Annotated in this window: 27 protein-coding genes; 1 reads left to right on the top strand and 26 read right to left on the bottom strand. The window is 31.6% G+C overall.

The genetic code is table 11. From position 1 onward, the window contains the following. Positions 1-6: 6 nt before the first annotated feature. Positions 7-828, bottom strand: a complete 822-nt coding sequence (locus PXD56_RS00935) for a DUF6427 family protein (protein WP_420828434.1) — start codon at positions 826-828, stop codon at positions 7-9. Positions 829-976: 148 nt separating this feature from the next. On the opposite strand from PXD56_RS00935, the gene PXD56_RS00930 reads away from it, so the two are divergent. Further along, positions 977-1,198: a DUF6341 family protein gene (locus PXD56_RS00930; protein WP_276491486.1), complete on the top strand. Its 222-nt coding sequence runs from the start codon at positions 977-979 to the stop codon at positions 1,196-1,198. A gap of 56 nt (positions 1,199-1,254) precedes the next feature. Here PXD56_RS00930 and purD read toward each other — a convergent pair whose 3' ends face one another. From purD to PXD56_RS00805, 25 genes are all read right to left on the bottom strand, one after another. Next, positions 1,255-2,526 carry a phosphoribosylamine--glycine ligase gene (gene purD / locus PXD56_RS00925; RefSeq protein ID WP_276491485.1) on the bottom strand — a complete coding sequence of 424 codons (1,272 nt, stop codon included), beginning with the start codon at positions 2,524-2,526 and terminating at the stop codon, positions 1,255-1,257. A gap of 42 nt (positions 2,527-2,568) precedes the next feature. Beyond that, the gene (locus PXD56_RS00920; RefSeq protein ID WP_276491484.1) at positions 2,569-3,546 is read right to left on the bottom strand and encodes a UDP-glucuronic acid decarboxylase family protein; all 978 of its coding nucleotides are present in this window, start codon (positions 3,544-3,546) and stop codon (positions 2,569-2,571) included. A 7-nt stretch (positions 3,547-3,553) separates the two neighbouring features. After that, positions 3,554-4,861, bottom strand: a complete 1,308-nt coding sequence (locus PXD56_RS00915) for an exopolysaccharide biosynthesis polyprenyl glycosylphosphotransferase (RefSeq protein WP_276491483.1) — start codon at positions 4,859-4,861, stop codon at positions 3,554-3,556. A gap of 198 nt (positions 4,862-5,059) precedes the next feature. Then, complete coding sequence (locus tag PXD56_RS00910; protein ID WP_276491482.1) at positions 5,060-6,178, bottom strand: glycosyltransferase; 1,119 nt, start codon at positions 6,176-6,178, stop codon at positions 5,060-5,062. A 117-nt stretch (positions 6,179-6,295) separates the two neighbouring features. Then, positions 6,296-7,525: an O-antigen ligase family protein gene (locus PXD56_RS00905; protein ID WP_276491481.1), complete on the bottom strand. Its 1,230-nt coding sequence runs from the start codon at positions 7,523-7,525 to the stop codon at positions 6,296-6,298. Then, positions 7,522-8,745 carry an O-antigen ligase family protein gene (locus PXD56_RS00900; RefSeq protein WP_276491480.1) on the bottom strand — a complete coding sequence of 408 codons (1,224 nt, stop codon included), beginning with the start codon at positions 8,743-8,745 and terminating at the stop codon, positions 7,522-7,524. Before PXD56_RS00900 ends, PXD56_RS00905 begins: the two co-directional genes overlap by 4 nt. Further along, the gene (locus PXD56_RS00895) at positions 8,717-9,682 is read right to left on the bottom strand and encodes a polysialyltransferase family glycosyltransferase (protein ID WP_276491479.1); all 966 of its coding nucleotides are present in this window, start codon (positions 9,680-9,682) and stop codon (positions 8,717-8,719) included. Before PXD56_RS00895 ends, PXD56_RS00900 begins: the two co-directional genes overlap by 29 nt. Next, positions 9,661-10,902, bottom strand: coding sequence for an MATE family efflux transporter (locus PXD56_RS00890; RefSeq protein WP_276491478.1), 1,242 nt, complete (start codon positions 10,900-10,902; stop codon positions 9,661-9,663). The genes PXD56_RS00895 and PXD56_RS00890 overlap by 22 nt, the downstream gene beginning before the upstream one ends. After that, positions 10,899-11,447 carry an acyltransferase gene (locus PXD56_RS00885; RefSeq protein WP_276491477.1) on the bottom strand — a complete coding sequence of 183 codons (549 nt, stop codon included), beginning with the start codon at positions 11,445-11,447 and terminating at the stop codon, positions 10,899-10,901. The genes PXD56_RS00890 and PXD56_RS00885 overlap by 4 nt, the downstream gene beginning before the upstream one ends. A 2-nt stretch (positions 11,448-11,449) precedes the next feature. Then, entirely contained in the window at positions 11,450-12,028 is a 579-nt protein-coding gene (locus tag PXD56_RS00880; RefSeq protein WP_276491476.1) for a hypothetical protein, read from the bottom strand. Between the two features lie 62 nt (positions 12,029-12,090). Then, the gene (locus PXD56_RS00875; protein ID WP_276491475.1) at positions 12,091-13,401 is read right to left on the bottom strand and encodes a fibronectin type III domain-containing protein; all 1,311 of its coding nucleotides are present in this window, start codon (positions 13,399-13,401) and stop codon (positions 12,091-12,093) included. 42 nt (positions 13,402-13,443) lie between these two features. Further along, positions 13,444-14,190: an SDR family oxidoreductase gene (locus PXD56_RS00870; RefSeq protein WP_276491474.1), complete on the bottom strand. Its 747-nt coding sequence runs from the start codon at positions 14,188-14,190 to the stop codon at positions 13,444-13,446. Beyond that, a complete protein-coding gene (locus tag PXD56_RS00865) occupies positions 14,172-15,083 on the bottom strand; it encodes a Gfo/Idh/MocA family protein (RefSeq protein ID WP_276491473.1) in 912 nt (303 codons plus the stop codon). The genes PXD56_RS00870 and PXD56_RS00865 overlap by 19 nt, the downstream gene beginning before the upstream one ends. Next, positions 15,080-15,796 carry an acylneuraminate cytidylyltransferase family protein gene (locus PXD56_RS00860; protein ID WP_276491472.1) on the bottom strand — a complete coding sequence of 239 codons (717 nt, stop codon included), beginning with the start codon at positions 15,794-15,796 and terminating at the stop codon, positions 15,080-15,082. The genes PXD56_RS00865 and PXD56_RS00860 overlap by 4 nt, the downstream gene beginning before the upstream one ends. Further along, positions 15,797-16,843: a nucleotidyltransferase family protein gene (locus tag PXD56_RS00855; protein WP_276491471.1), complete on the bottom strand. Its 1,047-nt coding sequence runs from the start codon at positions 16,841-16,843 to the stop codon at positions 15,797-15,799. After that, positions 16,830-18,005, bottom strand: a complete 1,176-nt coding sequence (gene neuC / locus PXD56_RS00850) for a UDP-N-acetylglucosamine 2-epimerase (RefSeq protein ID WP_276491470.1) — start codon at positions 18,003-18,005, stop codon at positions 16,830-16,832. The genes PXD56_RS00855 and neuC overlap by 14 nt, the downstream gene beginning before the upstream one ends. Then, positions 18,002-19,006 carry an N-acetylneuraminate synthase gene (neuB, locus tag PXD56_RS00845; RefSeq protein WP_276491469.1) on the bottom strand — a complete coding sequence of 335 codons (1,005 nt, stop codon included), beginning with the start codon at positions 19,004-19,006 and terminating at the stop codon, positions 18,002-18,004. The genes neuC and neuB overlap by 4 nt, the downstream gene beginning before the upstream one ends. Beyond that, positions 19,006-19,638, bottom strand: coding sequence for an acetyltransferase (locus PXD56_RS00840; RefSeq protein ID WP_276491468.1), 633 nt, complete (start codon positions 19,636-19,638; stop codon positions 19,006-19,008). Before PXD56_RS00840 ends, neuB begins: the two co-directional genes overlap by 1 nt. Continuing rightward, entirely contained in the window at positions 19,625-20,764 is a 1,140-nt protein-coding gene (locus tag PXD56_RS00835; RefSeq protein WP_276491467.1) for a LegC family aminotransferase, read from the bottom strand. The genes PXD56_RS00840 and PXD56_RS00835 overlap by 14 nt, the downstream gene beginning before the upstream one ends. Positions 20,765-20,769: 5 nt before the next feature. Further along, a complete protein-coding gene (locus PXD56_RS00830) occupies positions 20,770-21,957 on the bottom strand; it encodes a UDP-N-acetylglucosamine 4,6-dehydratase (RefSeq protein ID WP_276491466.1) in 1,188 nt (395 codons plus the stop codon). A 19-nt stretch (positions 21,958-21,976) separates the two neighbouring features. Next, positions 21,977-22,747, bottom strand: a complete 771-nt coding sequence (gene rfbD / locus PXD56_RS00825) for a dTDP-4-dehydrorhamnose reductase (RefSeq protein ID WP_276491465.1) — start codon at positions 22,745-22,747, stop codon at positions 21,977-21,979. Then, entirely contained in the window at positions 22,747-23,289 is a 543-nt protein-coding gene (gene rfbC / locus PXD56_RS00820) for a dTDP-4-dehydrorhamnose 3,5-epimerase (RefSeq protein ID WP_276491464.1), read from the bottom strand. Before rfbC ends, rfbD begins: the two co-directional genes overlap by 1 nt. Further along, positions 23,286-24,146 (bottom strand): glucose-1-phosphate thymidylyltransferase RfbA, encoded by an 861-nt coding sequence (rfbA, locus tag PXD56_RS00815; protein ID WP_276491463.1) that lies wholly within the window; start codon positions 24,144-24,146, stop codon positions 23,286-23,288. Before rfbA ends, rfbC begins: the two co-directional genes overlap by 4 nt. Positions 24,147-24,150: 4 nt before the next feature. Next, the gene (rfbB, locus tag PXD56_RS00810; protein ID WP_276491462.1) at positions 24,151-25,155 is read right to left on the bottom strand and encodes a dTDP-glucose 4,6-dehydratase; all 1,005 of its coding nucleotides are present in this window, start codon (positions 25,153-25,155) and stop codon (positions 24,151-24,153) included. 3 nt (positions 25,156-25,158) lie between these two features. Continuing rightward, entirely contained in the window at positions 25,159-26,154 is a 996-nt protein-coding gene (locus PXD56_RS00805) for a hypothetical protein (RefSeq protein WP_276491461.1), read from the bottom strand. Position 26,155 lies beyond the last annotated feature (1 nt).

Genomic DNA, 26,155 nt, shown 5'->3' with positions numbered 1-26,155 from the left:
ATAAACCTAAAGTTTTGTTACAAAAACTATAATCGGCACCATTATACTGGCAATAAGTATCAATTCTAAAAGCTTGGGTTTTTTAATGGATTCCAAATAATTGACTATAAAAACCACGGATGGAAAAAAGGTAATCATTACCGCATTATTATTTTCAGTAGTTACAAGAATATTAACGATTAAGCCAATAACAAATGAAAATGCTATCAATCGCATTATAATGACTTTACCAACACCAGATTTACTTAGATTAACAAATGCTGAAAAAGCTAACGCCATATTAAACAATCCATACAGAGTCATCTTTAGACTAGTCCACCATTTTATAGGGAATATGGCATCATAATCAATAGCAAAATCGTAATGGTCAAAGATAAAATTTGGCTTATCTAACAATACTAATGTACCGTAGAGTATCATAAAAAAACAAAATCCTACGGATAATAAAACTAGCCAGTTTCTTATATTCTTTGGGTCATAAATATAAATAGCGGCAAAAACCAATAATAAATACAACAGAGCCCATTCATAAAATACACTGGAAATACAGATCCAGAGTCCGGCATCAAAAATTTTAAGCTTAATATTCTTAAGAGATTTGATACTTAAAAGCCGCCTCATTGCCAAAAGCAGAAAAAAGCTGGTGAAAATAGCATTGTTATCACCTAAGGTCTCAGGAAACACCACAAACAAAAGCGTAAAAAATAATATTGCAAATGAATTGGTGCCCGTTAGTTTGTTACGTTTAACAACAAAATCGACAACGAAAACACTAAATAACAGAATGGTCAAAATACCGATTGAAGGGGCAATTTCTACATTGCTCATCGATAAATCAAATAAGTAAAATTGAACCGACCAATAGAAAAGAAACAAAAAAACCAGAAGAATAATGAAATTCACCGGTTTTGTTTTCTCAAAAATGCTTGAAATCATCTAAGCTTTTTATATTTTTGCTGGTAAATATAGTAATAAGATGAAATCATTTTTTGAAGGTATCGCAGATTTGTTCGTAAATGTACTATTTGCACCGTTAGATTTTTTGCGTTTTACAGATAGCTGGGCATTATCAAATATCTTAAACTGGATATTTATGTTGATAGGTTCCGTTGCTTTTGTTTATTGGATGCTTGAATTGAAAAAGTACAATGATAAAGGAGAGGAAGATACATCAAGTACTTCTCACTCTTACTTATAATATCAATTTAAATCATTTATCGGTTTTAATACATAAAACCGATAAATGGTTACTACTTAAAGATCGAAACCAAGATCTTTTCTATAATTCATTCCTTCAAAGGAAAGCTTCTCTACGTTTTGATACGATTTTGATAGTGCCGATTTAAAGTCATCTCCAAAAGATGTAATCGCCATTACCCTACCACCATTAGTAATCACTTTACCATCTTTAAGCGTTGTACCTGCGTGAAAAACTAAAGATTCATCTATTGCATCTATACCGGTGATTTCTTTCCCTTTTTCATAAGACCCAGGATAACCACCAGAAACGGTCATAACCGTTGTTGCAGTTCTAGTATCTAAATTTAAATCTATATCTGATAATTTTTGGTCAGCAACAGCTTTTAGCAATTCTACCATATCGTTTTGTATACGTGGCAAAACTACTTCGGTCTCAGGGTCACCCATTCTAACATTATATTCAATAACCTTGGGGTCATCGCCAACTTTTATAAGCCCAATAAAGATAAAGCCCTTATAAGGCATATCATCCTTTTTAAGACCTTCTACGGTAGGTTTTACAATTCGATGCTCAATCTTATCCATAAACTCCTTACTCGCGAAAGGAACTGGTGAAATAGCTCCCATACCCCCTGTATTGAGTCCGGTATCTCCCTCACCTATTCTTTTATAGTCTTTTGCGGTTGGTAACACTTTATAACTATCACCATCAGTAAGCACAAAAACACTTAATTCTATACCATCAAGAAACTCTTCAATTACAACAGTTGCACTTGCTGAACCAAATTTCTTATCTATTAACATAGATTTTAGTTCTACTTTAGCATCGTTTAGGTCATTTAGAATAACCACACCTTTACCAGCAGCTAAACCGTCAGCTTTTAAAACAAACGGAGGGTTCAGTTCTTCTAAAAACTTGAAACCGTCTTCCACAGTTTCAGATGTGAAGCTTTTATACTGAGCGGTAGGAATTTGATGACGCATCATAAATTCCTTTGCAAATTCTTTACTGCCTTCTAGCGTTGCAGCTAATTTCTCCGGACCTATAACTGATACATTTTTTAGCTCAGCATCTTGCAAAAAGAAATCATGAATTCCATTTACCAAAGGATCTTCTGGCCCCACCATCACCAGTTCAATATTCTCCTTTAGAACCAATTTTTTAATGGCTTTAAAATCATTTACACCAATTGGTACATTAGTAGCAATAATTTCTGTACCGGCATTTCCCGGCGCAACAAAAAGTTTAGAGAGTTTTTCACTTTGAGCTAATTTCCAAGCAAAAGTATGCTCACGACCTCCGGACCCTAGAATTAAAATGTTCATTTTTTAAATTTTTGCAAACGAAGTGTTTGCCCTTTATATAAATTATTTTGTAGAGAAATCTCTATGCTCTTTCTTTTGCAAGTCCTCTGCTGACAAGGATTTAAAATAATCGTATACGATTTTTAAACCTTCAGCTCTATGTACTTTTGGTTCCCAACCTAAAATTTCTTTAGCTTTAGTAATATCTGGTTGACGTTGGGTAGGATCATCCTGAGGTAATGGTTTATATATAACCTTTTGCTTTGTTCCCGTTAAAGCAATAATCTCTTCTGCAAATTCTTTGATCGTAGTTTCATGCGGATTTCCAATATTAATGGGATCTGTATAATCACTAAATAACAATCGGTATATTCCCTCTACTTGATCATCAATATAACAAAATGATCGGCTTTGAGAGCCATCACCAAAAACCGTTAAATCTTCTCCCCGTAATGCTTGACCCATGAATGCAGGAACAACTCTACCATCGTTTAAACGCATTCTAGACCCATAGGTATTAAATATACGGACAATACGAGTATCTAGACCGTGGTGTCTATGATAAGCCATTGTGATGGACTCCATGAAGCGTTTAGCCTCATCATAAACTCCACGTGGACCTATTGGACTTACATTTCCGTAATATTCTTCATTTTGTGGATGGACAAGCGGGTCTCCATAAACTTCAGAAGTTGAAGCAACCAAAATTCTAGCTTCTTTCTCCTTAGCTAATCCAAGTAAATTAAGCGTACCCAAAGAACCTACTTTAAGTGTCTCTATGGGAATCTTCAAATAATCAATGGGACTTGCAGGAGATGCAAAGTGTAAGATATAATCCAGTTTCCCTTCTAAATGAACAAATGTTGAAACATCGTGATGATGAAACTCAAAATGCTCTAATGGAAATAGGTGAGCAATATTCTTTAAATCTCCTGTAATAAGATTGTCCATTCCTATAACATGAAATCCTTCAGCAATAAAACGGTCACACAAGTGGGAACCTAAAAAACCAGCGGCACCAGTAATTAATATTTTTTTCATAATAATTCTAATAGGCTTTTTCTTCTCCCTTAAATAAGTTTGTGACAGTTTGTATAATAATACCTAAATCCAATAATAAAGACCAATTTTCTAGGTAAAAAATGTCGTATTTAACTCGATTGATTATATCTGTATCAGCTTCTATCTCCCCTCTAAAGCCACTAACCTGAGCTAAACCGGTAATACCTGGCTTTACACTATGTCTTAACATATATCTATTGGCTTTTTTCATATAAACCTCAGAAAGCGAAACCATATGTGGTCTTGGTCCTACAACAGACATCTGCCCAAAGAATACGTTATAAAATTGGGGCATTTCGTCTAAGCTTGTTTTTCTAATGAACCTTCCTATCCTAGTAACTCGCATATCGTTTTTTGTAACATGCAAGGCATCATTACTTCTATTGACTGCCATTGACCGATATTTAAAACAATAAAACTCTCTATTATCCAGTCCGTGACGTTTTTGTAAGAACAATGTTGGCCCTTTAGACTCTAACTTGATTAAAATAGCCATTAATGGAGTTAACCAAGACAAGACAAGCAATATAACGACAGAAGAAAAAATTATATCAAATGTTCTCTTTATAAAAGCATTGATTGGATCATGTAATGCTATTTTACGTAAAGATAAAATTGGAATATAGTCGTAATACTCGTATTTCAAGTTTCTAGCAAAAATGTCTTTATTATCTGGAATAAATTTTAAAGTTCTTAAGTTGTTTTCTGCAAAGTCAACAAGATGTGTTATTTGATCGTTAGATAATTCAGCTACTGAAAAATATATTTCATCAATATTATTCTCCACTACATATTCTAGACACTTCATTAAAGAAAATTTACTGTCACTAACAGAAAACTTAGCCTTAAAATTTAAACCATAATCTAATTTAGTTTGAAATATTTTTATAAGCTGTCTAGTTTTTGCATTATCCCCAATTACAATGACACTTCTACCATTTCCCTTTAATAAAACTCTGAATTTTTTTAACAGGAAAAAAACTAGATATTTAAAAGAAAAAACTACGCAGGTTACGTAAAGAACATAATTAGCTAATGCCAATCTACCCACATCAGGTTGCTTAAAAAATCCCATATATGCATATAAAACTATTATGAATAGTAGTATTTGCCTTATTAAAAGTGAGAATAGTTGAATTACTCTAGCTTGTCTTTCTACTTCATAAAAACCATTTTTTAATGAAATTATAGTCCAAGCAATAGAAACATAACCTATAAACAAATAATAATTAACTAACTGAATTTCAAATAAAAAAACACCACAAATAAGTATGGTCAAATCAATTAAACCCATTAGAGGCCTTAATAATTTCGACCACCTTCCCTTTCTATATTTCACTTGAGATTATTTATTAATTATAATAGGTGTAATAAACCTTAAACATAATTGTTTATATGTAATATGCAAATTAAAACAATTTGAATAAGAACAACTACGTTTCTATCGCTTTTGAACATAACTAGCCATATTCAAATTAAATTATAAGCATATTTATTGTTTGGATGAAAGTATACTATTTACGTGAGAACTAAAACGTTTTAAAAATTGATCTTCCCCAAATTTTCTAGCGTGATTTCTAATCCATTCCGAATCATATTTCTTTTCGTTTAATTCAAAGATATCGATACATTCTTGAATAGAATAAGGTGTCTGCTCGTCGAAAAAGCCTCCGCTAGATTCGCTGATATTTTCATTCTCGACTACCGTTTCCAAAGCGCCACCTTTTTTATATGCTAAAACAGGAATACCATATGCCATTACCTCAAGCGGAATCATTCCGAAATCCTCTTCTCCTGGAAAAATTAAAGCTCTTGTTCGATCTAAAAAATTTTCAATTTCCTCCCAAGGCAAACTACCTACAAAAGAAATATTGGAATTAGCCATTGAAGAAAGTTTTTCTTTCTCTGAACCATTTCCTATTATCACTAATTTTTTACCGTTCATATTGAATGTTTCAACTAACAAATCAATTCTTTTGTAAGGAGTAATAGCGCCAAAACTTAAGTAAATATCACGCTCTACATTCTTCACTAAAGCTCTTTCAAAAAGAGCTAATTCAATAGGTGGATATATCACGGATGAATTTTTTCGGTAAAAATTTTTTACCCTTTTTGCAACATTTTCTGAGTTAACCACATAACTAGAGACATTATTAATTGTTGTAACGTCCCATTTACGTAATCTTTCAAAAAAATAATTTGCAATTGGTCTTAAAGGTTTTGACATACTCAAAAGATAATCTTCGGTAAAGCCCCAGCAATAACGCATAGGAGAATGAACATAGCAAACATGAGGTGTACCTGCCTTTATTTTGACACCTTTAGCCGGTCCTGATTCTGAGGAAATAATTAGGTCATAATCTTCTTTTAGCTTTAATGATTTTATTCCTAAAGGATATAATGGAAATAATTTTTGATAATGTTTTTTTAAAAATGGTTGATCTAATACAGAAGAAATAATAGTATTCTTGGGTAAATTAACACCATAAATATTTTCATCCAAGAATAATGTATATATATCTGCATTAGGATAAAGTTTTAAAATACTTTCTATAACTTTTTCCCCTCCTCTCCTAGTAATTAACCAATAATGTACTATAGCTACTTTCATATATTTCAATAGTTAATAAAACACTGTTATCCTTTGCTAATATTTAATAAACCAGAAAAAAATGATACAAATTTTAAAAAAAATTTAAAACTAATAGTTTAGAGATACCCTAAAACACTAATCTTGATGCTCATCTACTTTTTTAAAACTAACAGATCTCAAATATAAGAATGAAGAAACTACAGTAAAAAACACAATACCTTTTAAACGGTATAAAAAGGACTCTGACAATAAGCCTAATCCGAAAAGAATTAAGAATGAAATATTTATTTCATTCTTATAAATGACTTTTTCACTATTCAAAATAAAAGGATAGAATAATAAGATCAATAAACTTATAATACCTAATATGCCCATGTCCATATATTGTCTTAAGTATTGGTTATGTAAATCATAACCGAAGTACCGAATTCGTTCATCTCCATATTTAATTACCTCTCGTCTAAGAACTTCATTACTCTGACCTAGCCCTTCACCTAGAACAAAATAATTATCCGAAATCGTTTTAAAAGCAGTTGGCCAATGATAAATACGTTCATCATTTTTAGTAATATCTAATTTACCGGATAATAAGGGCAGTTTCGCTCCTACAAAGAATAGAGTAAGCAACAAAAATAGTAGACTTAATCTTTTTACCAAAGAAACATTGTTAACCTTCATATACTTTACCAAAAACAGAAGGTGAATCAAAAGATTTATCAATAACGGCATTCTAGAAGCTAGAATAATTAAGTTAATATTCAAAAATGAAATCAAAAAAATAGTCCAAACTTTACTTTTATAAACTTTTAGAGTTTTGTTGGACAAAAGAACAATTAAAGCACTTATTATCAAATAACTCCAATAAGTAGGATGAACTCCGATTATATGAGGAAATTTGTACTGTAAGTATAAAAACATACTACCTTTTTCAGCTGCCATATGTTTAGCCCAGTCAATATTATTAACGACAAACCATGAGAATTTTATTATAGAATACAAGCCAATAAAAAAAGTTGTGGATATAAAAATTTTAATAAATATTTTGATCCTAGATGAATTCCATTTCGAAACAACTATTATAAATGGAATAACTAACAACGAAATCTGCCTTTCCAGAATTTTTAAAGCCAATTTAAAATCTGGAGATATAATTGTAAACGTTATAAAAACTCCGATAGCAATAAGAAAAGGGAATAATACCTTCTTATTGGAATATAAATTTACTTTTTTGTTTTTTTCAAAAATAAGGGCAAGGGCAAATAAAATATATAGAAAGGGAACATACTTTTCCCCTAGAAATATACCTATGAAAGGGAATATTGCTAAAAGAAAAGGTAGTGTACCATTTTTAATCATTTTAATCATTCCAAAATGATTTTTTTACGTTTGTAATGACCAAGTCTGTTTTGATTCAAAAAGATAGCTAGAAACAGTCCATAAATCCACCCTGTTTGAGCCGCATAAACGTAAGGGTTTACCAAAATTTCAAAGTGTAAAAAGACAAAAAATCCGAAAAGAGTTAAATCGGCACCTTTCCTATTTTTAAAAAACATAAAACACAAATATATTACCAGAGCTAAATATCCTAATAATATTAAAATTCCATTTCTATAAAAAACGTCAACTATGAAATTATGAGAGGACTCGTAAGGTGACCCATTAACCATATAATTGATACTGCCCATACCATGCCCGAACAAAATTTCTAATATTGATGAGTTTTTAATATGATTATTATACATGTCCCTTACAATTAAACCTCTTCCGGAAGATGCTTGCTCTATTGTTGTTTCACCTGAAAATATACTCAAAAATCTTTCACTGAACTGTAATGCTATATCTTGAGCTGCATTAGAGTATAATAGCACTATAAAACCAATTACAGTTAAGAAAAAAGAGGTTTTTAATAAAGAAGAGAGGATTTTTCCCTTAGAATCGTATAATGCAACCAAAAACAAGGTTATTACCAGCCCAAATAAAGCACCTCGAGACATTGTAAGAATTATTACAATTATAAAATAAAGACATGATATAACTTTTAACATGCCTTTTTTTAAATGAAAGAAACTGATAATAAAACCTAGCCCAACAATTAGGCCAAAATTGTTTACACCACCCGCAAAAATAGTTTCTACCCTAAACCCCCTTACAGAACTTAAATTAAATACTTTATCCCAATCATCTATAAAAATTCTAAAGGAAAAAAGCAGGATGACAAAGAACAAAAATTTAAATAAAACCTCTTTGCTTATATAGTTTGAATAATAATTGCCCAGTAAAAAAACAAGAATAAGCTGTAGGTGGATTACAGAGAATATTAATTGTTCCTTTAACAAAAAACCTTTACTAACTAAAACATTAAGAATTGTAAAAAGTAAGAAATATATGAAAACACATATTGCAATAAATGCTTCTTTTTTAAATATTAATTGTCCTTTAGAAAAGAAAACTACGATTAAAAAATTTAAAAATATTAAAATAGTAGACAGATATACACTTCCCACACCGTCCGTTAAAATAAAATTAAACGGAAGGGATAATAAAAGTAAGGCTAAGCTAAACTTGGCTAATGAGAATGTCTTCAAAATCAAGTGTTAAATCAAAGTTTTTATAAATTTCATCATCAATGTTAATACCTTTAATTTTTATACCGATCGTTTTAAGATTAAAAATTTTTGCATCTATTAATGCCGTCGAAAAAAAGCTATAAGCGTGTTTAGATTTTTCAAAGCCATCTATCATGTCCTTTACCACAATAACATTTCTTGGTAAATTGATAGTATCTAACTGATTAATGCAAGCCGGATGAAGTTTTATTAACACGTTTTTATATTTATCAGATAAATATTTAATAATAACATTGGTATACTTAATTTCTTCTTCAGCTGAACATAACCCTGCTAGATGTAAACATTGCATTAAAAAAATAGCTGTTTCTGAATCTTGTTCTACTTCACTATTATTGTAAAGAGACAATAAATCTGCCTTGATAAAATCTAATTTAGCATCAACCTGATTGTATTGCCACTTTTTATATTTAATTAAAAAATTCTTTTCCCTAAAAGAATATACATAATATGAATTCAATAAAATACCACCAAAACCGGCGCCTATAGCATATACTCCAAAAATCGCCTTCGAAAAACTGTTAATTATTACTCTAGCTACTTCCTTACTTTTAGAAAACTTTAGAGGAAATACACCATGTTGTAGGGCTATATAGTAAATGTCAGGTAATTTAGTTTTTAAATGACGTATTATATTATGGCTTATAAAACCTTCTGATGATGAAAAATAAACAGTTTCAAGCTTGTTTTCTATAATAAAAGCTTCTATTTCAGCTATGGTTTTTAAGAGACTCTTTTTGGATAATAATCTTTTGCAAATATTTTTTATTGGGTTGCCATCAAAATTATTTTCCAAATTGGCCTTAAAAACCTCTAAACCATGAATATTTGCCATATCCATGAAACGTTTATTCATTGCTTTTTCAAAGATTATTAAACCTTTATTTCCCTCCATTTAAATTGTGCTCTTAATAATTTTAATAGTAGAACTGTAAAATAGGTAACCATAAAACTGTATGCAGCCCCTAAAATTCCAAATTTAGGAATTAGAATGAGGTTAAGACCTAAATTTATTATAAATGAAACGGCCATAATGACTGTAATAGCCCTTTCATCATGACTAACATACAAAAACAAATGGGGTATCAATGACAAATTATTAAAAACAAATCCCAAAAGGAATATGTACAATAAATCTATATGAACTATAAAGGCTTCTTTATCTATTAAACTAAAAATAAAAGGACTGATCAACGGAATTACTATTGCTAAAGTAATACTTGATACTAATGTCAACAGACCAAACTTTTTTAATTCAGAAATAAAGCTCTTTTTATTGTCCGCAAAACTTTGAATTAATTGCGGCAGGTAGATAATGTAAAAACCACTTACAATAAAAATATGTATTACTGAAGCTATTGAAAAAAGGAAAGAATAGATTCCTGTATCCTCAAGACTAAGTACCTTACCTATTATAAATTTATCAGAGAATTCAATTCCTTTTAAAAATATTATCAATACAACAAAAGGCAATATAGCCTTTAAACTTAATTTCAGCTCTTCTGATGACATTCTTCTAAACATAGAACTTTTAAACGTGTGCAAAGTTCTAACAAAGCCCTTGTAAGCTATAATAAATAACAAAATGTAAGAAACTAGCATTATCCATAGAACTATTTCAAAAATCAATGCTTCAAAAAAAACGTTATATATAACAATCAAAACAACAAAAAGTAAACTTTTATAAATAAGCTGTATGTTACCTTTTCTAAAAGATTTATTTATCATCAAATACCTGTAGACCTCTTGTGAAAAATAATCACAAAGTCCAATCACTAGAACTAACACTACATTTACCGATGTTATCAATTCATTTGGAAAAACTATTAAAAACAAGAGTACTTGTGCAATTAAAACAAATGGCGCAATTGTGACAAAAAACGAAAAATGTTCGTTATAAATTTGTTTTTTCTCTGTCGCTTGTGCTATATTTCTATTGGTTATATTATAATATTCCAATCCAAAAATAGTAGTGGATATTAGTACGAAATAACTAATTAATTGAAAACTACCATAATCATCTAGACTAAGGTTTTTAGCTAAATAACCAAGTAACAAAAACTTAGAAGCAATTGAAATACCCCTTGTAAATAAACTTTCTAAACTATTTTTCAACTAATGACTTTTAAAACTTTTGCAGGATTACCGGCAACCACAACATTATCGGGAACATCTTTGGTAACTATACTACCTGCACCTACAATGGAATTATGACCTATTGTTACACCTGGTAATAAAATTGCATTAGCGCCTACCCAACAACCTTTTTTTAAAATTGTATTCTCTGCATTAAAATGACCTTGATCCATAATTGTTGTATTTAATGCTCCGTACTTATGATTAGATACATAAATATGTACTCCTGAACCAATTAAAACATGGTCTTCAATTATAATTTTTCCCTTTTCCGGTTCACGTATATCAGCAAATAACATGCTACCAGGCCTAATAACCACTTTATCGCCAATGCTAATTTTTGAACAATTAATTGCAAATGCATATGGTCTAAATTCTGACCCAACGCCAAAATGACCAAATTTCTTTTCGCATAATTTACGAGAGGTTTTCTTGAAAAATAGTCTCCAATGTGTAAATGGACAATCTGGTCCAAGGCGATCTGCCTTTTTGTCAAACCTTCTTTTATTTAAAAAACCAATCATAATTAAAATGTTTCCTGCAAGTATTCAAAAATATTCATCTCCTCTTTATTTTCTTTTAGGACCCTGGCAATTTCTGTACCTATAATTAATTTTTGAATTTTATAGTTTATTGAATTATCTCCACGAAAACCATATTGCCCTAAGTTAAGTTTTTCAATTACATAATCAGGTAGTTCAGTATGTGCAACATGATATAATTGACCTTCATAATCAAACGATGTAAAGTTGCTGTCAAAATTAATAGGATTATGATTAGCCTTACCCAACAATTTTTTTTGATTTTTAGGGTACAAATGAACAAAGAACTTACTTTCTTGTTGCATATTGGTCAATGTACCTTTTTTAAGAAAAACTATTTCTTTTTTTCCATCAAAATTGGCAACAAATATTTTGTAAACACTATCTCTATAAATACTACGTTGACTTAATAATTTTGCATAGTTAGAATTAGCATTTAGAATCGCTTGTTCTTTTTGCTTCAAAAGTTTTAATTGTGTATTCCTCTTATTAATCTGTAATGCAAGTATTACCAACAAGAGTATGGGAATTACAATTTTAAGTAACTGTTTTTTAGAAGACATGAAATTAGAAAAGTATTCAATATTTATGTAAAAATACTGAAACCAAGACTACAAATGGCAATCTAAGGCATTGTAAAAGTGTGACGATCTTTGTTGGTCCGGTTGCAGGCTCCGCTATTCAAAGAATTCCATCCACTTCTACTTTTACCATTTACAACAGAACGAATTGAGAATTCATACGTATTACCAGATTCAAAGTTACTTAATGGCAAATTATAAGAGAATGACGCCCCACTGCTTGTTGGATTCGTTATTTCAATCAAAACTCCTTCGCCTTCTATAAAACCCTGCTGACCATATTCAATTTCGTAAATTACCTGATCATAAGATTGACAGTATTCATAATTGAACCCATAATGATAATCTGGCCAGCTTAGTTGTAGTTGATCGTCAACAACACTACTCTCTGTAATGAATACCACATTGGCGATTGGAGAACGATAGGTTAGGACCTTTGCGTATTCTGAAAAAGAAGAACCACAAGCCACCCTAACAAAAATGTCATAATTAGTATCTGCTTTTACATAATCTGAGTATTCATTATGGAAGGTGCGTTTATTTAAATCAAAATAACCTTCAAACGTTAAACCAGTCTCTTTTTCTGTATTTTCTTCTACTACTTCTACAACGTAACTTGAAAGAGTATTTACGTAAAAATTGATGTTATAACCATCATCATACACATTACTTACAACTGCTTTACAAGGCGAAGTTAAATTTTCATCACCAGTATTTATGTTTTTTGTAACCCATTCACCGTAGACATCGTTACATTTTCCCCGTACAAAAAAAGTATACTCAACATTTGGTTCAATATCTGGAAAATTAAAACGATTAACATTGGGCTCAACGGTATATATCTGTGCTTCGGTAGGGTTTCTATTGTCGTTGACCAACATGGCAACTTGCCACTCTTCTGCATTTCTGTTCGGAATCCAAAAAGAATTAAAATCACCATTTTCAACATAACCTATGAAACCTAAATTATCAGCATTTAGCTCATAACAAGTAAGTGTAGTAAACGTGTAAGGGTTCGTGATGAATTCTCCAACAATTTCGGCCGTACAAATAGATTGCAGGTAAAAATCATATTCCGTATTTGGTTTCAAATCTTTTAGTTCAACATTCTCATCAGATGTATTCCCTTTAACACCAGTGCCCAACACAAAGCCTTTCTCACCATATTCATAATTTGAGGCGAAACCCTGTGTTTCTAACCACTTAATAGTGGCGCTGTAAGGAGATAAAGCCTCCAGACCAATATCAACATTTCTAGGGCATATCTCTTCAGTTTCTTCAATTACATCATCTGTATTACAGCTATTGAAAAGTGTAAATAAAATTATTGAAACTAAAAAAATGTTAGTTCTCATAAATACTGTCCGTATATTTTTAACACAAGAGCATCTTAGATATTATATTGCCGTCCACCCGCCATCTACCATTAAATTATGACCGGTAATGAATGAGGCGTCCTCCGACAATAAAAAAGCAATTGCTGGAGCTATTTCTTCTGGTCGGCCCAATCTTTTCAATGGTGATTTATCTTCATACCGCTCTATAAACGAAGGGTGCTGAGCATCTTTAATTCCGCCAGGTGAAACACAATTTACCCTAATATTATATTTGCCATAGTAAGAAGCTAAATATCTACTAAAATTAATGACTCCTCCTTTTATAGCGGCATAAGCAGCAGGTGAAGTGCCGCCATACCCTTCATAAATAGTAAAATCATTACCGACAACACCATATATTGAAGCGATATTTACGATAGAGCCCGATCGTTGTTGTTTCATTACCTCTAAAACACACTGGCATAAAAAAAATACGCTATTCATCTGCATATCTACATTCTTTCGCCATGACTCTAAAGGTACATCTTCAAATTTATTGCCCCAGTCCTTTGTTCTCGGATAAGCATTGTTTACCAAACCATCTATTCTACCATACTTGGTATACACTTGTGCTACCAAATCCCTTATAGAATCTTCAGAAGTAACGTCGCAATTATAATCGCCAATTTCAATATTCGTATTTGCATTGATATCCGCATTGATCACAATAGCTTGACTTTTCCTTAAAAGCTCTAATGTTGGTTTGCCTATTAGACCACTACCACCGGTAACAATAATTACTTTGTTTTTTAATCGTTCTGCAAGCATATTTCTAATATTTCGTAAGCTTCATTAGCTGTATTAAACTTATTGTCTTTTGCAACGACCTCATGAATAAAAAACCGTAATTGATCTTCGTAGGTATCCATTATTGTTTTCTTGGAAGTGAAAATAATCTCCTTATTTTGATAAACCGTATTTTCTAGAATATCAATTGTTATTGTATGATCATCACAAACAATTTCAAGAGTTCTTTTAGGGTCTCTTCTAAAATAGTTTAGAACTATGTTAGCATTGAATGTTGTATACCCTAACATATAATTTGCATAATCATAAGCATCAATATTCAAAGAAGATTTACTTGAAAAAACCTTATGTACTTCTTGGGGTTTGCCAAATAACCAATAGGCATAATCTATTTCATGGATTAAATCTATATGTACCCCTCCCCCTAATTTTCTATTTGCACTATAGGTAGTTTTATAATCTATACCCGGTCTCCAATCTGGTAAATAAGATCCGCAATAAACATTTACTTCATTAATTCTTTTTCTTTGAATGTACTTTTTAGCAAATTTTATACAATCTAAAAACCTAAGGTTACACGCCACGTAGGTAATAATATTATTGCTATCAATTTTTTGTAATACTGCCTTGTTCCCCAATGAAGAAAAAAGCGGTTTTTCAATAAATAAGGGTATTTTTTTAGGTATTAAGTGTTCAATTGTTTCTTTATGTATCGATGTAGGATTAGATATTATGGCAAAATCAATTTCAATATAATCTAAATCATTAAATGAGAATATATTGATGATCCCCTTCTTTTCATCTGCTTTTAATGAAGATCGTATAGCATACAATTCAACATTAGGATCAATTTTCCTTAAAGCCGCAATATGTTTTAAAGCAATAGAACCAAGACCTACAATCAATACTTTCATAAATTCATTCCTAGTTTATCATTTGCCAAAAGATATTCCATCATATCAAAATCTAGAGGCTCGTCTAGGTCAAAACATATATGGTCCATTACAAAATACAAACTTCTTTCTGTAATAGCCGACTTACAACCGTTTACAAAAAAGGTTCTACGATAAAAATAAAATGAGGCATTCATATCAAAAACCTGCGGTGCCGTTTGTCTAGATCTTGTATCACTTGGGCATACCAATTTACAATACCCATTATCAGCATCCTCCACTACATTGAAATAAGGATTTTTATGAGGCTTAGATACTGAAAATAGATTTATGGCCATACCATCGGCCAAAAGCTTTTTAAAACCTTCATTTAGATCTTTCTGCGTTCTTAAAGGAGAAGTAATATCAAGATCTAATAGAATATCATATTTTTTATTATTCTTGCTTTCTTGAAACCTTAACGCATCTTTTAAAACATCAATTTTACCAACCGTATCATTCGCCAAGTAATCTGGTCTAATATAATCTGTTTCCAAGCCAAATGACAAGGCTACTTCTTTAATAGCAGTATCATCAGTTGAAAGTAAAATATCTACATTATCATGTAGTGAAGCAAATTCCTTGGCATGTTTAATGGAATATGCCAAAAGAGGAACACCATTTAATTTTTTAATGTTTTTACCAGGTATTCCCTTAGAGCCTCCTCTTCCACATAATGTAATTAGTATATTCATTTAAAATTTAATTTGTTCAATATCTCTTTGCGCTTTTTCAAAATCTTCATGTTTGCCTACATCTAACCAGTAACCGGATAATGGATAAGAAACAACTTTTTTACTATCTTCAATTAATTTTTCCATTAAATCGGTAGCATTGAAAAAGCTTTCTTTAGGAAGATACTTTAACGCCGATTTTTTAATAAGATATATACCTCCATTAGAATAATAAGTGTAAGTAGGTTTCTCTTTAAAATTTACTACATGACCATTATTTGTTTCTAATACGGCATAAGGAATGTTAACTTGATAGGGAATTGTAACTACTGCCAAATCTGCATCATTGTTCTTAAAATCCAAGAAAAAATGCTCGTAATCTAAATTGGTCAAAAGATCAGAATTTGTAAGCAGAACATAATCATGTGAAAAATCATCTATTTTAGATACCGCCCCAATGGTTCCTAAAGGTTTGTCTTCCCATACATAACTTAAATTAATATTTTTTTGACTTCCGTTTCCAAAATAATCTTCAATTTGCTCTCCTAGATATTTTACCGATATCCAAAAATCATCTATTCCGTATAACGCAAGTCTATCTAAATTATGCTCCATAATAGGTTTAGAGCCAACTTTTAACAAAGGTTTTGGCGTATGCTCGGTTAAAGGTCTTAACCGCGTTCCTTTACCTCCGGCCATAATTACGGCATCAACAGGCAAATAAGATCGTATTAATCTAAAGTTAATAACGGTTACTACGATGTTATTATCGTCCAAAACGGGTAAAATTCTATAATTACCTTCTCTATATTCAATTATTTTCTCTAGATTCTTTTCACCTTTTCTGATAAATTTTGGATTGGGCTGAATAATTTTATTAACGTTATCTGTAACTTCAACACCATCTATTAATCCCCTTCTAATATCGCCATCAGTGAGCGAACCCAAAAGTTTATCTTCATCATCAACAACGAATAAAATAGCATCTTTTGCTAAATCTTGTAACTTTATCAAGGCTTCCCTGATGGTGCTTTCTGTAAGCAGTAAATGGTCTTTATAGTTTCTCAAAACATGTTGGTTTTAAATCGTAAAATGACTTTTTAAGATTTTTATTATTGAATGTCGTTAGTTGGTTCATTATCTTATCTGTTGCATCCCCATTACCAAATAACAGTTCTTGTTCTGAAATTTCATCCAAGAAATTAATATTTGTTGTTTTTATAATAGCCGATGTAATTTCTTGCTCATTTGGTGCACAATGTATAACACTCATTGGGGCTACGCGACCTTTTTGTCTATCTCCAATATTGATAGTAGGAATATGAAAATATGGAACTTCTAGAATTCCACTTGACGAATTACCGATTACAAAGTCTACATATTTTAATGCTGAAAGGTATCTAAGTTGACCCAACGATGTAAAGCTAATTGCTTTTGTGGTATTATTTTCTACATAGGCATCAATCATATCAATAATCGCTTTACCGCCTTTATCCGAATTGGGTTTTGTAAAAATTAATGTCGTATTTTTCATTTTATCTAAAGCGGACAATAATTCTTGAAACTGTACCTCTGCAGTACAATTCTCCATAGTAACAGGATGAAAAGTAATTAATACGGATTTTTTATTGAGTTTTGTAGCAATAGATTCTTCAAAAGATTTTTTATCTAACAACTGAAGGTTTTTTATACTATCTATACCTATTGCGCCAACATTAAATACAGTGTAGGGCTGTTCCCCTAATTGTATGATTCTATTTCTATATACCTCGCAACTTGCAAAGTGCAAATGACTCATTTTAGTAATTGCATGTCTAATAAACTCGTCATAAGCCCCTTCTGTTGTTTCACCGCCATGAATATGAGCTACAGGAATGTTACTGATCACTGCGGCCGTAGCTGCAGCAAGTATTTCACTTCGGTCACCTAAAACTACGATCATGTCAGGGTTAAATTCGCTAAAAGTTTCTGCAAAACCTATTGTAGCCGTACCTACCGCTTTTGAGATATCCAAAGCACTATCCCCTTTTAAACCATCCTCAACTTTTGCATCTATGGTAAACCCGTCTTTTTCTATTTGTAAATACGTATTTCCGAATTCTGACATTAAATGCATGCCGGTAACAAAAAGTTGAAGCTGTAAAACTTTAGCGTCATCAATGGCTTTAATCAACGGCTTTAATAGGCCGTACTCTGCCCTAGTACCTGTTATGACAGCAATTTTTTTCATATTAACTCGTCAGCTTTGTAGTTTTTAGTTGCAATTGTACCAATAACCTCATCCCATTTCATAGGAGATATTCCTGTACCCGGCCGCTTTACGGTTATATTGTTTTCGTTGAAAACTTCTCCTTTAGAAATATCAACATTTGCTACAATACTTTTACGTGCAATAGGTTTGTTTTTAACTTCACTTGGGCTAGGGGCTTTTATACCATTGCCCAAAGCCTGTTCAATATTTCTTATTGCAGCCACCATTTTTTTAAGCTCTTGGGGTTCTAATGACGCTTTATGATCAGGACCGTCCATACTATTGTCAAGGGTAAAATGTTTTTCGATAACAGTGGCTCCAAGAGCTACCGCGGCTATAGGTATCTCAATCCCCAAAGTATGATCAGAATAACCTATAGGTACTTTAAACACATCTTTTATAGTGTTCATTGCCGTCAAGTTCACATCTTGCATGGGTGTTGGATATTCTGTATTACAATGCAAAACAGTAATATCTTTTATATCTGTACCAGATGAAGTAACAACATTTATTGCGTCTTCTATTTCTGACATCTCGGCCATACCAGTAGAGATTATCACCGGTTTGCCTAAGCCACCTAGTTTTCTTAAATAAGGTAAATTGGTAATTTCACCAGAAGGTATTTTCCACAAATCAATTTTAAGTTCTTCTAAAAAATCAATACTATCTAGGTCAAAAGCGGTTGATAAAAACTTAATATTCTTTGCTTTGCAATAATCAATTAATATAAGGTGGTCGTTTTTACTAAGTTCAAGTTTTTGTAGCATCTTTAACTGAGATTCTACTTCATCATTGGTATTTTGTTTTTGATAATCAGCTTTTTGAGCTGATTTACTAACAAGTTTTTTAGAGTTAAATGTTTGAAACTTAACGTAATCTACCCCTGCATCTGCTGCAGCATCTATTAATTTTTTTGCTAAAGTTATATCTCCATTATGGTTTACACCCGCTTCAGCAATTATCAGTACTCTGTTTTTCATTACTTTATTAGTTGTTTAGCAGGATTTCCTACCCATGTCCCTTTCCGATCTATATTGTTCAAAACTACTGAACCTGCTCCAACAATAACATTATCGGCTATTGATACCCCTTGTTTAATAACGGCCCTTGCTCCTACAAAGCAATTTTCTCCTATTTTAACGTTACCAGCTAACACGGCTCCCGGTGCAATATGTGAATAATTACCAATTTGACATTCATGTTCTATTATACTTCCTGTATTGATTATACATGCTTTTCCTATTCTTGCCAAAGCGTTGATAGACACGTTAGGATTTATTAAAGAAGATTCACCAATAACAGCTGTATCAGAAATAAATGCAGTAGGATGTGCCAAGACCAATTGTTTAATATTTAGCTGCTTTAATAATGTATGTAATCTTTTCCTAATGGTATTAGAACCCATAGCTGGGAATACATAACAATCATTAACAAAATCCTTTAAATCAATATTTGCTTCATTCCCAAAATATTGAATATCATATGGGTTTTCTTTATTTTCTTGCTGATCAAAGTAACCTTTTACATAATATCCGCTACTGTTAGCAACATCAATAGCAACATAGGCATGTCCAGAATATCCTAAAAAATAAATATGTTTATTTTTTGACACTACTTGGAATATTAATTACACGCTGTTCTAACCAAACGGAATTGTCGAGATTTCCTTTTTGAGCTTTTTTAAACATGGGCAAGCTAGACATTAGCTTCCAAATTGGTCTTGTCATTACACCAGCATCATTGGTAGCCGACAAGAACTCATCTCTATCGTTTGGATTCTCAAGAACGATGGAATTCAACCAATAATTTGCCGATGTATCCTTAGGTTCTGTAACAAAATTTGCCGATTTATTTTTAAAAAAAACTACATATTTTTGGGCTAAATCTCGTTTGTTCCGTAAAATTTCAGGTAATTTTTCTAACTGGGCACAACCAAGTGCTGCATTAATATTGGGCATTCTATAATTATAACCAATCTGATCATGGTTAAAATCCCAACGATGAGGAATTTTAGCGGTAGTTGTTATATGTTTGGCTTTTCTTGCCAGATGTTCGTCATTTGTTAAAATCATGCCACCACCACCAGTAGTAATGGTTTTATTTCCATTAAAACTCAATGTACCTGCCAGACCTTTCGTTCCTGTATGAACATGATTATCATAACTCCCTAAAGATTCTGCTGCGTCCTCTATAATTTTGATATTATATGGCTCACAAACCGCTTTCAAATCATCAATATTAATGGGCATTCCAAATGTATGCATTGGTACTACCGCCTTTATTTTGCGTTTGGTCCTTTTATTTATACAAACCCCATCTTTAATGATTGTTTCTTTCGTTAAAAATTGCTTTAATTTTTCAGGGGACAGCCCCATTGTATCTATATCAACATCTATAAAAATAGGGTGAGCTCCTATATAACTGATTGCATTACATGTGGCTATGAACGTTAATGACTGAGTTAACACTTCATCCTCTCTTTCTACACCTGCAAGTTGTAACGCAATATGTAAAGCTGAAGTACCGTTTACAGTAGCTATCGCATACTTTGAACCCGTAAAATTTGCAATATCCTTTTCAAATTTGTCAACAAATTTACCAACACTAGATACAAAGGTTGTATCAATACATTCATTTAAATACTTTTTTTCATTACCGGCAAAATAAGGCTCATGAAGAGGTATAAAGTCTTCGCTCTCATAATACGACCTAATAAAATCTATTGTTTCTTGAATCATTGAAGTTACATTTTACTATCTAAATACTTACCGGTTTCTTTATGACCAAACGCAGGTATCATTTCAAAGAACAAATCTACAATTGGTTTTTTTGACCAAGTTCGTTGCTCTTTTATTTGGTCAATAGTATTTTCAAAATATTCCAACTTTTCATGATTGACCTCAAGTTTGTTTTTTATAATTCCTAATTTTTGAAAACGATTCATATCTAAGGTTTCCGAATTGGTAAAAAATTCTTCAAAATCCTTTTCACCAGTGGTATCGCTACCAGAAAACAGACATGGCCATTTTCCTTCTTTAGGAAGTGTTTTTACTAAATCCCTAGCTTCTTGTTCATTTCCGCATAGGTAAGGCTCATAACCTAAAGATCTTAAATATTTCACTGCAATGTCCGCAAACGATATTAAATGCAGCCCTTCATCTAGCTTTGGAAAAAAAATATCCCGATTATCACCAAAAATACAAGACATTAAGCAGAGCTCACCACTTTCTTTGGGTATAACGAAATATCTTTTTATATCATTAGGAGCTACAATAGGTTGACCTTTTTTAATTCTTTGATCAAAACCATGTAATAATGACCCATCAGAAAATGCCACATTTGCAAAACGGGCAGTGGATATGGGTATTTCTGCACTGTTTCTCATTAGAAACATTTCCATAATACGTTTTGAAGCCCCCATCATATTTACCGGGTTTGCAGCTTTATCCGTTGATACACAAAAATATTTTTTTGATCCTTTTGCTATTGCTTGTTTAATAGTTTTATCGGTATTAAATATATTAACCTCTATCATTCGCATTAATGTAAAGGGGTCTTTCTCGCTCCTAACGTGTTTTAAAGCCGAAAGGTTAAGCACATAATCATACTTACCATCTGTTTCTATAAAAGCATCATATTCTTTAGAACCAATATCCAAAGCGAAAGTTTGAAAATCACCGTCTATATAACCAAATGAACTACGAATATCTCTAACTAATTCCACCAGATTATTCTCGCTAATGTCAACGACATGGAGTTTTTTAGGATTTCGTTTAAAAATTTCTTTTGTTACTGCCTGGCCTATAGATCCCGCACCACCAATAACAAGAAACGAAGAAATACCTACTAATTCACTTAATTTGTCTTCATGGGTAGTAATATCTTTTTCAAATAACTCTCTTTCCCTTCCAATAAGGTTAAGTATTTTCATATTTCAGATTTATTTAATGCTAATTCAGCACACTATTTACTGGTCTTTTAACAAAAGTACGATAATTCTTATCTCTGCGTAATTTAACCGTCATCTGTAATCCTTGGTCAATTAATATCTTTTTAGCAAAATCGAACCATGTACAGGAATATCCATCTGTAAAGTGTTCTATCCCAAAGTTATTATTGCGGGCTAATTTTCCAACTATATATTTCGCTAAATTATTTGCATTAGTAGGACACCCAATTTGAATATCTGTTACTGATAGATTCTCCCCGGCCCTAGCTTTTTTCAAAATAGTGGTATAAAAATTCTTTCCAAATTCAGAATACAACCAAGACGTACGTATAATACAATAATTCTCCATTATATCTTGAATATACTTTTCACCTTGCAATTTAGATTTGCCGTATTCATTAATTGGGTTAGGCACATCTTTAACGGTATACGGTCCATCCTTTTCACCGTCAAATACATAATCGGTAGAAATGTGTATCAATGTTGTGCTATAATCTTTACAAACATGTGCTAAATTCTTAACACCTTCTGCATTTACTTTATATGCGATATCCGGCGTTTTCTCTGCTTGTTCTACATAGGTATATGCCGCGCAATTTATACAATAGTCAAAATCGTTAGAATCAAAGTTTTTTTTAATTGATAAACGATCTGTAATATCTAAATCGGCAGAATTCTTAAAAATAAATTTAAAACCTTTGTACAACGGAGCAATTTTGTGTAAACATTGCCCTAACTGCCCATTTGATCCTGTAACCAAAACCCTCTTCATTACATCAATTCTTTGAAAGTTGGTAAAAGCATATCTTTTTTTGAAACTGTTAATTCTGATGAAGAATAACCCCAATCTATGGCTAAGTCAGAATCTTTATATATAATCCCAGATTCCATTTTAGGGTCATAAAAGTTATCACATAGATAGGTAAATACTACATCATCGGTAAGGGTTACAAATCCGTGTGCCATACCTCTTGGTATAAAAATGCTTTTATTATTCACATCTGATAAATGCACCTTAACATGTTCGCCAAAAGTTACACTATCAGATCTAATATCAACGATTACATCTACTACCTCACCTTTTTGAACAGAAACTAACTTGGCTTGTGCGCTATCTCCTTTCTGAAAATGTAGTCCTCTTAAAACATTTTTCTTAGAAAGAGATTTATTTTCTTGAACGAAATCAACATCATATCCCAAAAAAGCACTCAGTTCTTTTTTTTTGAAAACTTCAAAAAAAAACCCTCTGTTATCTTCAAAAATTTTAGGCTCTAAAATTAGGCAATCTTTTAATTTTGTTTCGGTAATTTTCATTTAATCAAATTCATTAAATATTCTCCATAACCACTTTTTAACAAAGGTTCTGCCAATTTTTGTAATTGACTAGCATTTATAAACCCTTGTCTAAAAGCTACCTCTTCAATACATCCAATTTTTAAACCTTGTCGTTCCTCTATTACTTGTACAAACTGAGATGCTTGCATTAAAGAACTGAATGTGCCAGTGTCTAACCATGCAATGCCTTTATCAAGTACACTTACTTTCAAATTACCTTTATTCAAATAGGCAATATTTACATCTGTAATTTCTAATTCTCCTCTGCTACTTGGTTCTATGTTTTCAGCAATTTCAACTACTTCATTATCATAAAAATAGATTCCTGGTATAGCAAAATTAGATTTAGGTATTTCTGGTTTTTCAACAATAGAAATAGCCTTTCCCTCATTATCAAATTCAACTACACCATATCTTTTTGGGTTATTTACGTGATATCCATAAATAATACCTCCTTTTGGCTTATAATTTTCCTTCAACAATCTCTCAAGACCATTACCATAAAAAATATTATCCCCTAAAATTAAGGCAACCTTACTGGCACCGATAAAATCTTTACCAATGATGAAAGCCTCCGCTAACCCTTTAGGTTCTTTTTGAACGGCATATTCAAATCTACAACCTAACTGACTACCGTCTGAAAGTAACTTTTTAAATAACGGCAAATCCTCAGGAGTTGTAATAATCAAAATCTCTCGTATACCGGTCGTCATTAAAGTAGACAATGGGTAATATATCATTGGTTTATCATAAATAGGCATTAGCTGCTTACTTAAAGCCCTTGTCAATGGCCATAAACGTGATCCAGTACCACCTGCAAGTATAATTCCTTTCATAAATTTAAAGTTGATATTTTTTTAAATACCAGTCAACAGTTTTTTCTAAACCAGAATCAAAGCTTTCATTGGGTTTCCAACTTAATTCTTTAAAAACCTTTGAAGCATCAATTGCATATCTGAAATCGTGCCCCAGACGATCTTCAACAAAATGTATTTGATTACTATAACTACCTTTCTTGTTAGGAATTTTATAGTCTAAAATTTCACAAATCTTAGTCGCTATGGTTAAATTATCGTATTCATTATTCCCCCCTAACAAATAAGTTTCTCCCGCTTTTCCTTTGTGATAAATAGATTCTATACCTGTACAATGATCCTTAACAAATAACCAGTCTCTTACATTTTTTCCATTCCCATAAATAGGAATTTTAAAACCATTGATGGCAGACCTAATTATTGTAGGAATCAATTTTTCATCATGTTGTTTAGGACCATAATTATTAGAGCAATTACTGGTTACCACGTTCATGCCATAAGTGTGATAGTAGCTTCTGACCAAAAAATCAGAAGATGCCTTAGATGCACTATATGGGCTATTGGGCTGGTAGTTAGATTTCTCTGTAAAAAAACCATCTTCACTTAAAGAACCATAAACTTCATCTGTACTAATATGGTGAAATCTATAGTTTTTAGTTTTCCAAAAAATCCTAGCATTTTCTAGCAGATTAAATGTACCCTCAATATTCGTTTTTATGAATTGTCTAGGTGAATTTATAGAATTATCGACATGAGATTCTGCGGCAAAATTTATAACTCCGCTAATGTTATATTCCTCAAATAAATGCTTAACCAAAAGATTGTCGCAGATATCCCCTTTTATAAATGTATAATTTGAAGCTTTCTTAACTTCATTTAAGTTTTCCAAATCTCCCGCATAGGTTAATAAATCTAAATTAATTAGATTTATTTCAGGATTCTTTGACAAAAAGAAGGGTATAAAATTACTCCCTATAAAACCAGCACCACCAGTAATTAAAATTGTATTATTAGAATGGTGGTTTGCCATAAATTAAACTATAGATTTTGATTTTCTGTTTAAATAAACCAATACAGATAGTATAAAAAACACAGAAACAAATATTACAGGAATCAACACAATACTTTTACCGAAAAAAGACTTTTGCTCTACTTGAGGTTGCCCCATATTAATTATACTAACAGGTGCTATACGCTCTTCTAACTCTAATCTTTTTGTTTCAATATCTCTAATCAAACTAGTTTTATATTCAAATAAATCAGCAATATTAACTTGTTCCTGATTATCTAAAACAATTCTTTCAGTTGAACTATTATCTTTATTTGAAACTAAACCATCAGTATAATTTTCAATAATTTCATCTACTTGTTTTAACAGCTTTTCATCTGCCTCAATACGACCCATAGCATTTTTTCGGTGTACTTCTAGAAGATTGTTATAGTAGTTATTAGTATTAATATAATTAACTGCTTTCTCTGCGAACACCTTCCCAAAAGTGGCATCTTTATAAGAGAAAGTTATTCTATGGTTAAATGAGCTTTTATTCTGAAGTTCGGCCCTTACAATATCTGCAATTGCATCAGTATTCTCAAAACTTTGAAGTAGCTCTAAATATTTAAGATCACTCTCAGAATTACCAACCTCAGCAACTCTAGAAATTTCAATGTTTAAACCATTAAAATCAATATTCTCTATACCTATCGATTTAAAAAACAAAGTATCTTTTGCCTTTATATTAGATTGAATTTCGGCTACAACATCATATAAATAGTTTTTACTTTCAATTTGCGGTTTAACAATAACTTCGGTCTTATATTTTTTAGATATAATTTGATTAAGACCGTACCCAATTGCAAGACCAACAACGACCAGCCCAATAAGTAGAAGAATGTTCTTTTTAAGGTATAGAAATACTCTTAAAATCCAACGAAAAATGGCATTAAAACCTCTCTTAATTAATTGAAGTAATTGTCCCAAATCAATTTCATCAGAATTGCTTTGAGTAGATGGTGATTGATCGCTTGCCATT

Origin of the sequence: Maribacter zhoushanensis (assembly GCF_029350975.1) — a bacterium.
In the GTDB taxonomy this organism is placed as follows: Bacteria; Bacteroidota; Bacteroidia; order Flavobacteriales; family Flavobacteriaceae; genus Maribacter; species Maribacter zhoushanensis.
The sequence above is the reverse complement of the archived record's forward strand: the minus strand, read 5'-3'. Positions and strand labels throughout refer to the sequence as shown.